13 protein-coding genes and 4 tRNA genes are annotated in these 13,677 nt (G+C 58.4%); 4 read left to right on the top strand and 13 right to left on the bottom strand.

Annotated features, from left to right (window positions below; genetic code table 11):
• Window positions 1-3: 3 nt before the first annotated feature.
• The 11 genes from I6E74_RS08025 to I6E74_RS07975 form a co-directional block, all read right to left on the bottom strand.
• The gene (locus tag I6E74_RS08025) at window positions 4-762 is read right to left on the bottom strand and encodes a YebC/PmpR family DNA-binding transcriptional regulator (RefSeq protein WP_197124565.1); all 759 of its coding nucleotides are present in this window, start codon (window positions 760-762) and stop codon (window positions 4-6) included.
• A 51-nt stretch (window positions 763-813) separates the two neighbouring features.
• On the bottom strand, window positions 814-1,428 hold the full coding sequence (locus I6E74_RS08020; RefSeq protein ID WP_197124563.1) for a hypothetical protein: 615 nt from the start codon (window positions 1,426-1,428) through the stop codon (window positions 814-816).
• 18 nt (window positions 1,429-1,446) lie between these two features.
• Window positions 1,447-2,058: a pyridoxal 5'-phosphate synthase glutaminase subunit PdxT gene (pdxT, locus tag I6E74_RS08015; RefSeq protein WP_307784429.1), complete on the bottom strand. Its 612-nt coding sequence runs from the start codon at window positions 2,056-2,058 to the stop codon at window positions 1,447-1,449.
• Window positions 2,048-2,950: a pyridoxal 5'-phosphate synthase lyase subunit PdxS gene (pdxS, locus tag I6E74_RS08010; protein WP_197109896.1), complete on the bottom strand. Its 903-nt coding sequence runs from the start codon at window positions 2,948-2,950 to the stop codon at window positions 2,048-2,050. Before pdxS ends, pdxT begins: the two co-directional genes overlap by 11 nt.
• 50 nt (window positions 2,951-3,000) lie before the next feature.
• Entirely contained in the window at window positions 3,001-3,564 is a 564-nt protein-coding gene (locus tag I6E74_RS08005; protein WP_197124558.1) for an HIT domain-containing protein, read from the bottom strand.
• Between the two features lie 3 nt (window positions 3,565-3,567).
• Entirely contained in the window at window positions 3,568-5,481 is a 1,914-nt protein-coding gene (gene thrS, locus I6E74_RS08000; protein ID WP_231601417.1) for a threonine--tRNA ligase, read from the bottom strand.
• Window positions 5,482-5,576: 95 nt separating this feature from the next.
• Window positions 5,577-6,731 carry a hypothetical protein gene (locus tag I6E74_RS07995; RefSeq protein ID WP_197124554.1) on the bottom strand — a complete coding sequence of 385 codons (1,155 nt, stop codon included), beginning with the start codon at window positions 6,729-6,731 and terminating at the stop codon, window positions 5,577-5,579.
• Window positions 6,724-8,583, bottom strand: coding sequence for a glycosyltransferase (locus tag I6E74_RS07990; protein ID WP_231604844.1), 1,860 nt, complete (start codon window positions 8,581-8,583; stop codon window positions 6,724-6,726). The genes I6E74_RS07995 and I6E74_RS07990 overlap by 8 nt, the downstream gene beginning before the upstream one ends.
• Window positions 8,584-8,688: 105 nt before the next feature.
• A tRNA-Val gene (locus tag I6E74_RS07985) sits at window positions 8,689-8,760 on the bottom strand.
• A gap of 32 nt (window positions 8,761-8,792) precedes the next feature.
• A tRNA-Cys gene (locus I6E74_RS07980) sits at window positions 8,793-8,863 on the bottom strand.
• A 40-nt stretch (window positions 8,864-8,903) separates the two neighbouring features.
• Window positions 8,904-8,975 (bottom strand) — tRNA-Gly (locus I6E74_RS07975).
• 115 nt (window positions 8,976-9,090) lie between these two features.
• Here I6E74_RS07975 and I6E74_RS07970 point away from each other — a divergent pair.
• Together I6E74_RS07970 and I6E74_RS07965 are read left to right on the top strand one after the other, a co-directional pair.
• Window positions 9,091-9,163, top strand: a tRNA-Val gene (locus I6E74_RS07970).
• Window positions 9,164-9,243: 80 nt separating this feature from the next.
• Entirely contained in the window at window positions 9,244-10,056 is an 813-nt protein-coding gene (locus I6E74_RS07965) for an EI24 domain-containing protein (RefSeq protein WP_197124552.1), read from the top strand.
• Here I6E74_RS07965 and I6E74_RS07960 read toward each other — a convergent pair.
• On the bottom strand, window positions 9,997-11,076 hold the full coding sequence (locus tag I6E74_RS07960) for an ammonium transporter (RefSeq protein ID WP_197124549.1): 1,080 nt from the start codon (window positions 11,074-11,076) through the stop codon (window positions 9,997-9,999). The genes I6E74_RS07965 and I6E74_RS07960 overlap by 60 nt on opposite strands.
• A gap of 87 nt (window positions 11,077-11,163) precedes the next feature.
• Window positions 11,164-12,174, bottom strand: a complete 1,011-nt coding sequence (zapE, locus tag I6E74_RS07955) for a cell division protein ZapE (protein ID WP_197124547.1) — start codon at window positions 12,172-12,174, stop codon at window positions 11,164-11,166.
• A gap of 138 nt (window positions 12,175-12,312) precedes the next feature.
• Between zapE and I6E74_RS07950 the strand changes: the two genes are divergently transcribed.
• Both I6E74_RS07950 and I6E74_RS07945 read left to right on the top strand, forming a co-directional pair.
• The gene (locus I6E74_RS07950; RefSeq protein WP_197124545.1) at window positions 12,313-13,212 is read left to right on the top strand and encodes a sulfurtransferase; all 900 of its coding nucleotides are present in this window, start codon (window positions 12,313-12,315) and stop codon (window positions 13,210-13,212) included.
• 9 nt (window positions 13,213-13,221) lie between these two features.
• The gene (locus I6E74_RS07945; protein WP_197124543.1) at window positions 13,222-13,659 is read left to right on the top strand and encodes a SufE family protein; all 438 of its coding nucleotides are present in this window, start codon (window positions 13,222-13,224) and stop codon (window positions 13,657-13,659) included.
• The last annotated feature ends 18 nt before the right edge of the window (window positions 13,660-13,677 follow it).

The raw sequence follows: 13,677 nt of genomic DNA, 5'->3' as shown, positions 1-13,677 counted from the left end.
CGACTAGTCCTCGTCAAGCTCGGCTTGAACCTCAGGCGTGATGTCAAAGTTAGAGTAGATGTTCTGAACGTCGTCCGACTCTTCAAGCGCATCAATCAACTTGAACACTTTGCGCGCCGTGTCTGCATCAACTTCGACCTTGACGTTCGGAACGAACTCGGCCTCCGAGGCGTCATAGTCGATGCCAGCCTCTTGAAGCGCGTTACGCGACTCAACAAGGTGAGCTGTATCGGTGATGACTTCAAAGCCTTGACCGTGGTTCATAACTTCTTCAGCACCGGCGTCGAGTACTGCCATGAGAATGTCGTCTTCAGTGACGCCCTCAGTCTTGGTGATCGAGATGACGCCCTTGCGTTCAAAGTTGTAAGCAACGCTGCCGGGATCGGCCAACGAGCCACCGTTGCGGCTCATGATCGTGCGAACATCGGCCGCGGCGCGGTTCTTGTTGTCGGTAAGACATTCGACCAGGAGAGCAACACCGTTGGGACCGTAGCCCTCGTACATGATGTTGAGATACTCGATGGCGTCGCCAAGCTGGCCGGAGCCACGCTTGACCGCACGATCGATGTTGTCATTGGGAACCGACGTCTTTTTAGCCTTTTGAATAGCGTCGACAAGAGTCGGGTTGCCCGCAAGATCCGCTCCGCCAATCTTGGCAGCGACCTCGATATTCTTGATCAATTTCGCGAATGACTTCGCGCGGCGAGAATCAGTAATCGCCTTCTTGTGCTTGGTAGTTGCCCATTTAGAATGCCCTGACATGACGGCTATTCTATCCGGCCTTGAGCAGTCTCGCGTGCGCGAATCCCCGCCCTACGACCGATCGACTCTCGTGCGCACGCCGAGCTCGCTCAATTGGAGTTGGGCTAGCAGCGCAACGGTCGTGGTATTTCCTGCCCGCCACTCGGCGGCCGGGTGCGCAGAGACCTGAGACAAAGCCGTCAAATTCTGCGAGCCGAGCGCCCGAAGCGCAAGCAAATCGGCGCCACCGGGAGTGGCGAGAAGCTTCCTAGCTTCATTAGCGCGTACCGCGAAGCGAGCCCGCGGCAGCAACCAGACGAGCAAAATCAGCACAACCGGAACCACACCGATAAACACTCCAACTAACGTTGCCGCAGCCAGAACGGTCTCCTGCTGACTCTGGCCTGCGGCCTCCAATGCAGCTCCGGCATCGCTCGCGCCATCAAATGGGGTGCGGATGCCGGATCCGATCAAGGGAACGGCGCCGAGGGTGTCCCCTAGTTCCACCATCGTCGACCGAAAACCGGCACCGGCATCCTGCATCTGGACACCAAGCTGCTGGAAGGCTGCGATGAGTTGATAGATCCACACGGCAATCGCAATCCACACAACGATAAAAGCAAGCGAAAGCACGTCGACCGTGACCTGGCGAGCTCTGCGGGCGGGGTGATCTGCATACAGTTGCATTCCCCCATGATGCAGGATCTATCCGCTGGCGCGCACGCGAGAAATAAAGTACTCGTGAAAACGAGTGTCGCCGGTGATCTCTGGATGAAAGGACGTTCCGAGAACGTTCCCCTGCTCAACAGCCACAATCCTGCCGTCGTCGAGCGTGGCAATTGCTCGTGCTTTCGCCCCCACGGATTCCACTACCGGGGCCCGAATGAATATCGCGTGCACGGGCACGTCGCCCAACTCTGGAACGCGGATGTCTGTCTCGAAGGAGTCAGTCTGTGACCCGAACGCGTTACGGCGCACCACGACATCCAGCCCGCCAAAAGACCGTTGCCCGTCGATCGAATCGAGCACAGTGTCAGCCAGCATGATCAGCCCCGCACACGTGCCATAGACCGGAAGTCCGCCCGCAATCGCTTCGCGTATCGGGTCATACAGCCCATAGAGACGAGAGAGCTTGTCGATCACGCTCGACTCTCCGCCGGGAATGATGAGTCCAGCAATATGCTCAAGCTGCTGAGCGGTCTTGACCGCGATTGCGGTTTCGCCCAGCAGTTCGAGCACAGCGAGGTGCTCACGGAAGTCACCCTGGAGAGCTAATACTCCGATAGGGAGCTGATCGACTGTGTGACTACCAGCCACGCTCAGAGAGACGGTGGGGAGCAGCAAGGTCAGACACGTTGATGCCAACCATGGCCTCACCGAGTCCGCGCGAGGCAGCAGCAATAACGCTCGGGTCATCGAAGAAGGTCGTCGCCTTCACAATTGCGGCCGCGCGCTGCGCCGGGTTGCCCGACTTGAAGATTCCGGACCCGACGAAGACTCCATCGGCACCGAGTTGCATCATCAGAGCAGCATCGGCGGGAGTTGCTACGCCGCCGGCCGTGAAGAGTACAACGGGAAGCTTTCCCGTCTCCGCGATTTCGCGCACGAGCTCATAGGGAGCCTGAAGTTCCTTAGCCGCAACGTACAGTTCGTCAGCAGACTTCGAGCGCAGTTCGTTGATCTGGCCCTTGATAGTGCGGATGTGTTTGGTCGCCTCAGAAACGTCGCCCGTGCCCGCCTCGCCCTTTGAGCGGATCATCGCAGCACCCTCGGTGATGCGACGAAGCGCCTCGCCCAGGTTGGTTGCGCCACAGACGAAGGGAACGTCGAAGTTCCACTTATCGATGTGGTTGACGTAGTCTGCGGGGCTCAGCACCTCGGACTCGTCGATGTAGTCAACCTTGAGCGCCTGAAGAACCTGAGCTTCAACGAAGTGTCCGATTCGGGCCTTGGCCATAACGGGGATTGAAACTGCGTCGATGATGCCGTCGATGAGGTCGGGGTCACTCATGCGAGCTACTCCACCCTGCGAACGGATGTCAGCAGGAACGCGCTCGAGGGCCATGACGGCAACAGCGCCGGCATCCTCAGCGATCTTTGCCTGCTCAGCGTTGACGACATCCATGATGACGCCACCCTTAAGCATTTCTGCCAGTCCGCGCTTAACGCGGCTCGTACCGGATTCGTTGGATGAAGTGTTCTCGCTCATAGCTACAACGCTAAGACCGGAGCCCTCAAAAGAATGCAGCCAATTTGAACTCAGTGGTTCGTCGGCCAGGCCTTCGCCAGTTCTTCGCGAACCTCACCAAGCAGCCGAGGAATGGCCTTCGTTCCGGCCACAATCGGGAAGAAGTTCGAGTCAGTTGCCCACCGCGGAACAACATGCTGATGCAGGTGATTAGCGATACCGGCGCCTGCTAGCGCACCCTGATTCATCCCGATATTGAAACCGTGAGCCTTCGACGTTTCGCGGAGCACTCGCATCGCTGTCTGAGTGAGCGACGCGATCTCTGCCGTCTCCTCATCCGTCGCTTCGTCGTACAAGGGCACGTGCCGATAGGGGCACACCAAGAGATGGCCGCTGTTATAGGGGAAGAGGTTGAGCAGAACGAAAGCGTGCTCACCGCGCGCGACAATAAGCGCCTTCTCGTCGTCAAGGGTCGGCGCAACGCAGAAGGGGCAGTCGTCCTTGTCAGGCTGCGACTGATCCAAGATGTAGGCGATACGATGCGGTGTCCAGAGTCGCTGAAAGGCGTCGGGCACCGCGGCGAAGTCAGAACTCGACTCCCCCGCAGGCAACTCCGAACCGTCGTAGTCGCGCACGAACTAAACCTGCGCTCGCGTCGCGATCGCGTCAGTGATGCGCGTAACCGCATCCGCAATTGGAATGCCATTCTCCTGAGTTCCATCACGGAAGCGGAAGCTCACTGAACCGGCAGCCTGATCCTGTTCTCCAGCAATGAGCTGGAACGGGATCTTCGACTTCGTGTGAGTGCGGATCTTCTTCTGCATGCGCTCACTCGAGTCATCTAGCTCGGCGCGGACGCCGAGCGCCTTGAGCTGATCGATAACGCCGCCCAGGTACTCTTCATAAGCTTCAGCAACCGGGATGCCGACAACCTGGACCGGCGACAGCCAGACAGGGAACGCGCCGGCATAGTGCTCGGTGAGCACTCCAAAGAAGCGCTCAATCGAGCCGAACAGTGCACGGTGGATCATCACGGGGCGTTGGCGTGAACCGTCCGCCGCCGTGTATTCGAGCTCGAAACGCTCCGGAAGGTTGAAGTCGAGCTGCACGGTAGACATCTGCCACGTACGTCCGATGGCGTCGCGAGCCTGAACAGAGATCTTGGGGCCATAGAAGGCCGCACCACCCGGGTCAGGAACAAGTTCCAGACCGGACTCGGCTGCAACCTCAGCGAGGGTTTGCGTCGCTTCGTCCCACACGTCGTCATCACCGACGTACTTCTCAGGATCTTTCGTTGACAGTTCGAGATAGAAGTCGGTGAGACCGTAGTCGCGCAGCAAGGAAAGAACGAAGTTGAGGGTGTTGGTCAGCTCCTCCTTCATCCCCTCCTTGGTAGTGAAAATGTGCGCGTCGTCCATAGTGAGGCCGCGAACACGCGTGAGGCCGTGAATAACACCAGACTTTTCATTGCGGTACACGGTGCCGAACTCAAAGAGGCGCATCGGCAAGTCACGGTACGAGCGTCCGCTCGACTTGTAAATCAGGATGTGCATTGGGCAGTTCATGGGCTTGAGGTAGTAGTCAGCGCCCTGACGAGTGATCTCGCCCTCTTCGTTGCGGCCCTCATCGAGGTGCATCGGCGGGAACATGCCGTCCTTGTACCAACCCAAGTGACCGGAGGTCTCGAACAACGCCGCCTTGGTGATGTGAGGAGTGTTGACGAACGAGTAGCCCTCCTGCAGGTGACGCGTGCGCGAATAGTTCTCCATCTCGTGACGAATGATTCCGCCCTTGGGGTGGAACACAGCGAGACCCGAACCGATTTCGTCGGGGAAGGAGAACAGGTCTAGCTCAGCACCAAGCTTGCGATGGTCGCGCTTGAGCGCTTCCTCTTGACGAGCTTGGTATTCACGAAGCTCGTCTTTCGTCGGCCACGCAGTGCCATACACACGCTGGAGCTGTTTGTTCTTCTCAGAACCACGCCAGTAGGCTGCGGCGGTACGCGTGAGCGACCAGCCGTTACCGATCATGCGGGTATTCGGCAGGTGCGGTCCGCGGCAGAGGTCTTTCCAGTAAACCTCGCCCGTTTTGCCGTCGACGTTGTCATAGATGGTGAGTTCGGCACCGCCGACCTCGACCGATTCGTTGTCGGCATCCGCATCACCCTCGGCGACGGCGCCTTTAAGACCAATGAGTTCAAGTTTGTATGGCTCGTCCGCGAGCTCTGCACGGGCTTCAGCTTCTGTTACAACGCGTCGCTGAAAGCGCTGCCCCTGACGAATGATGCGATCCATCGCCTTGCTGATCGCCTTCAGGTCTTCGGGCGTAAACGGTTCTTCGACATCAAAGTCGTAGTAGAAACCGTCAGTCACCGGCGGGCCGATACCCAGCTTCGCCGCAGGATTGATCGTCTGAACAGCCTGCGCTGCGACGTGTGCCGCTGAATGGCGAAGGATGTTGAGTCCGTCGGGCGAGTCGATAGTGACGGCGTCGACCTCATCCGTGTCGGTCACCGTCGAGGCGAGGTCTTTCAACTCACCGTTGACGCGCATGGCGACGACGTTGCGGTCGGTAAATAGGTCGAATCCAGTCTTACTCACACAATAACTTTAGTGGCGATACCGACAACCCCGCGTCACTAAATGCTCTAGCCGCCAAAGATTTGGCTCGCCCACAGAGCAAGCGCCGTACTGGTAAGCGCGTTGGCCCACCCAATCAGGAGTTGCAAAACCCCCACGAGCGAGATCATCAGCGTTCCCCTGGCGCTTCGAGCAGTGGGGATAAGGGCGATAGCGAGAAGCGTCATCGCCATGAAAATATTTCCAGTGGAGCCGTTAGGCAAGAGTCCGAGGGCGAACCCGACGATAAAGGCAGCAAAAACTAGGGTCGAAATAATGATCGCACCGGGCCTGCGAACAATGAGCGCAACCAGCCATGCACTGACGAGGGGTGCAATCACGAATAGGCCCTCAGTAGTGCTAAAGAATTGGCCAACGACAACGAGTCGATCGCCGAATCCAGTAAACGCCGACTGAGTGGCCCCGGCGAAAGGACGCCCAAGAAAGAGAGCGTTGAGAACGGCGAGGGAAATGAGCGCGGAGACGGCGGGATAAAGAATGACGAGCGCGTTTGCCCGTCGAGCGCCAACTACTCCCACGCGACGATGGCGAAGGATAGGCGCGGAGAGCGCCGCAGCAGTGACGTAAACGAGTGCTGTCACATCGGTGAGCACCGCGACCATGAAGTAGATTCCGACGCGAAAACCAGACTCTGTGTTACCCCACGTCACAAATCTCACGATGTGTGACAGTCCAAGCCCGAAAAGAAGAAGCCCCAGAAAGGCTGCGTAGTTTTGCGTCGCGTTGTAGAAAAAGAGGGGGTTAAGCGCGAGGGCCATCATGAGAATAACGATCGTCGATCGCGCGAAGCGCCGCTGCACCATGATCTCAATGAGCTTCTGCAGGAAGACTCCGGCGCTCAGCGCTCCGATAATCGAAAGCGTCAGCGCCCCACCAGGCACAAATGCCGCGAGCAAGGTGCTGATGGGCGGGAAGATCTCTCCCAACCATTGGGCATCTGCCCGCTCCCAATCGATCTGGGTAGCTCGCGCAACAAGCGTGGCGTTCGGGGAGTCCGTCGCTCCCAGCGCGGACACGACGACCGCGAAGATGACGTAGGGAAGAGCGAAGATGCCACGGAGCAGCCAGCGGCGATGAGTTCGTCGCGGCCAAACATCGAGGCGAGTCCGTGGAGGTCGGGTCGCGATACGAAGCGCCCGCGTGTTCGTCAGCGGCTCACTCATGATTGGTCTGGCTCGTCAGGCCATGCTCCGTCTTCTCCCAGTAGTGCGGTTTCGTGATGAGCTGCCAGAGCGCCTTGTAGGACGCGATCGAGTGCAGAATCCAGTACAAGGGATTCAGTAGCGCCCAAGGAACGAGCGCGAATGTTCCCCGTTTATAGGGCCCCATCATCGACAAATACACCATGATCGAGCTGCCGATGATGAAGTTAAGGAAGCACACCCACAGCAACCAGACAGGAAAGAACTGCCCGACAAGCTCGGTGGGGAGCACGAGCGAAAGCACCGTGAGGATATAAAACGGCAGCACCCCCAAGAAGGTTGCTGGAGTGCCCGCGATGAGCAAGACGAAACTGCAGAAACGCCAGAAGCCGATCTCCCTCAAGAGGGCTACGGGCCGACGCGCATGCACGAGAGTCGTCTGCATGTAGCCCTTGATCCATCGACTACGTTGCCGGATAAAGTTGGGAATCGACTTGTTGGCTTCTTCCATCGTTGCTGAATTCACCACACCGACCCGGTAGCCGAGGGCACTCGCCCGAATGCCCAGATCGGCGTCTTCGGTGACGTTGTACGGATCCCACCCGCCCAGGCTCTTGAGGGCCTCAGTGCGGAAATGATTCGAGGTGCCGCCAAGTGGGATGGGAAGGTCGAGCGAATCAAGGCCAGACAACATGTAGTCGAACCAATAGCCGTACTCGAGCGAGAACATCCGGGTCAAAATATTTTCGCGCGAGTTGAAATAGTTCAACGCGGCCTGAACACAGACCGTCTTCTCTCCGCCACGCTGGAAGGAGATATACGCCTTCTTGAGCTGGTCAGGTTCCGGAGTATCTTCGGCATCAAAAATGACGAGGTAGTCCCCCGTGGCAAAAAATAGCCCGACGTTGCACGCACGCGGCTTCGTCTGGGGATGGCCTGCGGGAATCGTGATGATCTGAAAATGATCGGGAGGGGAACTGGCTTCGAACGCGGCCCTCGTCTCATCGTCCGATTCTTCAATCAACACGAAAACCTCAAGCCGATTTGTCGGCCAATCGATATCGCCGAGATTCTTGACGAGCTGAGCGACGATATTTGCCTCTTTGAAGACCGGCACAAGCACCGTGTATCGCGGCAGGTCATCGTCATTGAGTTCTTCGACCTCGCGATCGGAGACTCGTTCGACTAGATCGAAACGTGCTCCGCGCAAAGAGATAAAGAACTTGAAAGCTGTGCCGGCGAGAAATACCAGGCTCGTTATTGCGATGAGCGAGATCACTGTGATCGCCGGCCAGAGAACCAAAGCAACCACAAAGACGATCAGCAAAAGGATGAACCCAATTTTTTGGCCACGTGACGCAACCGTGCGGGCCGACAACACCGGGTTGCGGTTCCACAACTCATTCGCGGCCTGATCAGCGATCAGCGGCCCAAAAACGTCGAGGATCGTGTGCCAAATCTGGGCGGATGTCGCCGCGACAAAAACGACGTCTCGCCCCAGTGCGGCTGCGATCCGCTCGCTGCGCTCCTCATCCGGAACACGGGCCGTCGCAACAAGCGCACGACCGTCAGTCAGCTCGCGGAGTGGCATCCAGTTCTCGGCAATGTAGAGCTGTCCACTCCATTGGCGGGCGAAGTCACCATCTACCTCAGACATCGGCGCTCGCTCAATGTTCCACACTCGCGATATCACGTCCACCAATGTTGCGTCATCGAGGTGGCCGCGACTGGCGAGCGTTTGGTCGATGTGAACACCCGAGCGGGCTTTAACAGCGCGTGCTTCCGCGATTTGGCTGTGGGTTGCGAGCCCTTCACCGAGCAAGAGCTGGACAAAAGCTTCACTTTGCTGCGATGGTTCCCCGATTTTCCCCATGGCCCTATCGTCGCGCATTCTCTGGCCGCTAGGGGGTGCCACGCTGAAACCCGCACGCCTAACGGGTTAAAAAGCAGAAGCCCCGGCGAACCGGGGCTTCATCTGTGAGCGATACTGGGATCGAACCAGCGACCTCTTCCGTGTCAGGGAAGCGCGCTACCGCTGCGCCAATCGCTCATGCTATTTAGTTACGTAAAACACTCATTACGAGGTGGAGACGGGATTTGAACCCGCGTATACGGCTTTGCAGGCCGCTGCCTCGCCTCTCGGCCACTCCACCGCACATGGAAAGTGCCAGCGAGGCTGACACTTCCCACTTGAGCGGATGACGAGATTCGAACTCGCGACCCTAACCTTGGCAAGGTTATGCGCTACCACTGCGCCACATCCGCATTTACAAGCTATTCGGTTACCCGTTTTCGCGTGCTAGATGACTGTATACGAAGAGTGCGCGAAGTTCCAATTCGGTGGCGAGCGTGTCGTCGAGATATGCGAAGATTGATCTGCGGGCGATTGGCGCAGTTGGTAGCGCGCTTCCTTCACACGGAAGAGGTCATCGGTTCGAGTCCGGTATCGCCCACCGAATAATGCCCCATCAGGGTAGCCAACAAGCCTGTTGTGACGGGCGAATTGGCACCGTTCGCCCAGTAACCTTGGTTCATGGCCATTCCCTCGCAGAGACGCCCTTCAGTCATCCGCGAGTTCTTCGTTGGTGCAAGTTTTCTGTTTCGAGGTTTCCGAATTTGGATTACGGCACCTCGCCTCATGTTGCTTGGCATGGTGCCAGCAGCAATCGTCGGTGTCATCGCGATTGCCGTGCTCGTCACGTTGTTTGCGAACATCCAGTCGGTGGCCAGCTTTTTGACGCCGTTCGCCAATGACTGGGGAGAGCTCGCGCAGACTGCAACTCAGCTCGCTGCGGGTTTAGCGGTGGTGCTTGCCAGCATCTTGATTGTTGTCAATACGTATACGACAACGACGCTGATGGTGGGGGACGCGTTCTACCGAAAGATCTCCGCGCACGTCGACGCTATCAACGGCGCTCCCCCAGCGCAGCAGCCCCTCGGCTTCTGGAAGGACTTTCGGCGCGGTATCGGGGAAGGTATTCGAGTACTGATCCCCACAGTCGGGTTGGCCATTCTTGTCCTTGCGCTCGGCTTCATCCCCGAAGTTGGCTCTGCTGTCGCCGCGACCGCCGGCGCCCTTCTCGGTGGCTGGCTTCTCGTCGTCGAATTGGGCAACATCCCGTTTGAGGCCCGTGGCATACACCTCGCTGCACGGCGGCGCGCTCTTCGCGGCATTCGCGCCCGCGCAGTGGGCTTCGGAGCTGCCACCTATCTGGTGTTTCTGATCCCTCTAGGTGCGGTCGTAGCGATGCCTGCCGCACTCGCCGGCGCAACACTCCTGACGCGTTCAGCGCTGGGAGAGGATGCGCGGCCGACGTCCGCCAACGCCATTCCTGATCCGGCCTAGCAACCACCAGAAGACTGACGACACCACGAAGGCGTAGCTGGCAGTGGCAATAACACTCAGGAACTGTTGCTCGACGATGTAGGTCTGCCCCGTGAACAGAAACCCCGACCCGGTCGCGAGCACGCCAAGCGAAACCACGCCAATGCTCCCGCCCATCAAATGAGCGTTGACCAGAAAACGAAGTTGGTTCCCCAGCGGCGAACCCTTTCGAACCGTGAACGCGCACGCAACAGCTCCAGCGATCAACCCCGCAACCGCAGCTGAAACCGGCGTGAAAAGCGGAGCGCCGGCGCTGACAGCGATGAGACCGCTGACGCCACCTCCCGCCAAGGACCTGAGCGCGACAACCCCATGGTTGATCAGCTGTACCGTCACCCACCCGATCACGCCAAAAACCGCGCTGACAGCGCCGTTGGTGACGATGAGACCGACAACATCATCGAGCGCAAATTCGGCGCCTACGAGCCACAGGAGCCAGGAGAAGACAACCCCGACAAGGGCGGCGACCCCGAGGGGCACCGGCAGGGTCATTCGTGCACCACGGATGAGAGAGTGTCGTTCTACGACCAGCACCGCCAACATGCTCGCGCCTACAGCAACGCTCATGACGAGAGCGCCACCGTGGTCGATGGGATTCAACCCGAACGGGGTAATCGTGCCGAATGGCTCGAAAGTGCGCACGGCGATCGGAACGTAGACGCCTACCGCCCAGAAACAGCTGAAGATGACGCTTCGGACGAGAGATGCTCCCGAGCTTCGGGAGACGAGCGTGACGAGAAAACAACACACGGCGCCCAAGGCTGCCAGCGAAGGCATCATGACCAGTCGAAGACTTATACCCAATGCCGGAATGATCAATGTCCACGCCACGGCTCCGGGCACGGCGCAAGCCAGAGACTCCAGAACGAGACGCCGCCATGTGACCGCCGGAAGAGTGCTCGAGTACAGAAGAACGAGCGAGAAAAACAGCAGGACGAGCGCTACGACACCGATGGCTGCTGCTGTTCCATCTCCGACCACCGCTAGCCTCCCCAGCTCGACAGTTACCGCTCAGATTCCCCTAAACCGCCCGGATCGTGACATGCCGCCGCGATACAGCGAATCGTACTAGGCGTTGTTAGAGGTGAGAGCGATAAGGCGCGAAACTGCTCGGAGATACTTCTTGCTGTATCCCCCGTTGAGCATGTCCTCGGGGAAAACCGCATCCAGCGGGGTTCCCTCGGCGTACACCGGAATCTGGGCGTCGTAGAGGCGGTCGACGAAGGCCACGAAACGCAACGCATCGGTCTGATTTGTGAACTCATGCACGCCGGTCAGCGCAATCGCGTCGATACCTTCGATCAGCTTGACGTAGCGCGAGGGATGCACGCCGGCCAAGTGCTTGAGCACACCATCGAATGAGTCCAGGGTGACGACGCCCGACACAGCAGAGATTGCAGCAGCCGCATCGTCGACCGCTACGGCATGCGCACCAGTATCGCGTCGGCGGTAGTCGAGGCCATCAATTCGGATCGTCTCAAACTTGGCTGCGAGGGAGTCAATTTCGCGCATGAAGTCTTGGGCCGCAAAACGCCCCTCGCCAAGGGCATTGGGCGGAGTATTAGATGTTGCCGCAATTTTGGTTCCGGATGCAACAAGCTCTGAAAGCAGTCGAGAAATAAGACGTGTATCGCCCGGATCGTCTAGTTCGAACTCGTCAATGCAGACAAGCGTTGCCCCTTTGAGAAGCTGAACAGCCGGTGCGTAGCCGACGGCGCCGACCAAAGCCGTGTACTCGATGAACGTACCAAAGTACTTTCGGCCCGCCGTCTGATGCCAGAGCGCTGCCAGCAAGTGGGTCTTGCCTACGCCAAATCCACCGTCGAGGTAGACACCCGGCTTTGCCACCGGTATTTTCTTCCGCGAGAAGAGTTTTGCCTTCTGCGCACTGGTCAGAAAGTGCCGCATCGCTGCCACGGCAGCCCCCTGTGACGGGTAGTCGCGGTCGGGACGATACGACTCCAAAGTCGCACCGGTGAACTGGCGGGGTGGCACAAGTTCGGCAAGCATCTGCGCTCCGGTCAACGACGGGATACGATCGACTAGACGCTCAGGAGTCGTAGGCGCAGTAGCGCTCATTCTCAGCCTCGGTTATTTTTCGCAGTCTTACGGCAACGCGGTGTAATCAGCGGCGAATGCGTAATTTCTTGGGCAAGGGACCCATCAAGCTTAGTTTGAAGCCCACACCAGTTTTTCCACCCACAATCGGAGGTAGCTATGACTATCGAAAACGACCCAGCCCCGCAATTTGCTGAGTTCTCGCACCCGGAACGATTGGTCACTGCAGACTGGCTTGAAGAACGACTCGGCAAGCCCGGTCTCGTTGTAGTGGAATCTGACGAAGACGTGCTGCTCTATGAAACCGGTCATATTCGCACCGCCGTCAAGATCGACTGGCACACGGACCTCAACGACCCGGTCACCCGCGATTACATCAATGGCGAAGAATTTGCCGAGCTCATGTCACGCAGCGGCATTGCTCGCGACACCACGGTCGTCATCTATGGCGACAAAACCAACTGGTGGGCAGCCTACGCACTGTGGGTATTCACCCTGTTTGGCCACGAAGACGTACGACTCTTGGATGGAGGCCGCGCCAAGTGGGAAGCGGATGGTCGCGAGTACACGCTTGAGGTCCCCACTCCGACGCCCACCGAGTACCCGATCATTGAGCGCGACGATTCCGTGATTCGTGCATTCCGTGACGACGTGCTCGCCCACTTGGGAAACCCACTGATCGATGTCCGCTCTCCCGAGGAGTACAGCGGAGAACGCACAAGCGCTCCTGCCTACCCTGAAGAAGGCGCTCTGCGTGCCGGTCACATCCCGAGCGCACAGAGTGTGCCGTGGTCAAAGGCCGTTGCAGAAGATGGCACCTTCCGCCCTCTCGATGAACTCAACGCGATCTACCGTGATGGCGCTGGGCTCAAGGACGGAGACCAAGTAGTGGCTTATTGCCGCATCGGTGAGCGTTCGAGCCACACTTGGTTCGTACTGAACTACTTGATGGGCTTTGAGAACGTGCGCAACTACGACGGATCGTGGACCGAGTGGGGTTCCTTGGTCGCTGTTCCGATCACCGTGGGCACTGAACCCGGTGACGTACCGTCCCGTTAGACTGAAGTGGTGAGTGAGCAGCAGATCCCTACCCAGTTGGCCGAGATTCGTGACGACTTTCTGGAGCTTGAGCTGAGGGATCGGCTGCAACTCCTGCTTGAGTTCGCTAACGAGCTCCCTGAGCTGCCTGAGCGGTACCGTGACCACCCCGATCTCTTTGAGCGGGTTGAGGAATGTCAGTCTCCCGTTTTCATCTTTATTGAAGTCGAGAACGACATCGTTCATATGTATGCGACGGCGCCACCGGAAGCGCCGACTACTCGTGGCTTCGCGTCGATCTTGGCGCAAGGATTGTCCGGGCTCAGCAGCAACGAAGTACTTGAACTCTCCGACGACTACCCCCAATCGCTGGGTCTCGCTAAGGCCGTGAGCCCACTGCGACTGCGCGGAATGACGGGCATGCTGGCGCGTGCGAAACGACAGATCCGCCTGAAGAGCGTCGTCTAAGCCTGCTTTATCGATTCT

Source organism: Salinibacterium sp. SWN139, assembly GCF_015864625.1.
Lineage (GTDB): Bacteria > Actinomycetota > Actinomycetes > Actinomycetales > Microbacteriaceae > Rhodoglobus.
This window is presented reverse-complemented; position numbering and strand designations above follow the sequence as displayed.

Coding starts and splice junctions, on each gene's coding strand:
- I6E74_RS07990 (WP_231604844.1), bottom strand. CDS start 8,583: ATGGGGAAAATCGGGGAACCATCGCAGCAAAGTGAAGCTTTTGTCCAG.
- I6E74_RS07995 (WP_197124554.1), bottom strand. CDS start 6,731: ATGAGTGAGCCGCTGACGAACACGCGGGCGCTTCGTATCGCGACCCGA.
- I6E74_RS07965 (WP_197124552.1), top strand. CDS start 9,244: ATGGCCATTCCCTCGCAGAGACGCCCTTCAGTCATCCGCGAGTTCTTC.
- zapE (WP_197124547.1), bottom strand. CDS start 12,174: ATGAGCGCTACTGCGCCTACGACTCCTGAGCGTCTAGTCGATCGTATC.
- I6E74_RS08020 (WP_197124563.1), bottom strand. CDS start 1,428: ATGCAACTGTATGCAGATCACCCCGCCCGCAGAGCTCGCCAGGTCACG.
- thrS (WP_231601417.1), bottom strand. CDS start 5,481: ATGCGCGTCAACGGTGAGTTGAAAGACCTCGCCTCGACGGTGACCGAC.
- I6E74_RS08025 (WP_197124565.1), bottom strand. CDS start 762: ATGTCAGGGCATTCTAAATGGGCAACTACCAAGCACAAGAAGGCGATT.
- I6E74_RS07950 (WP_197124545.1), top strand. CDS start 12,313: ATGACTATCGAAAACGACCCAGCCCCGCAATTTGCTGAGTTCTCGCAC.
- pdxS (WP_197109896.1), bottom strand. CDS start 2,950: ATGAGCGAGAACACTTCATCCAACGAATCCGGTACGAGCCGCGTTAAG.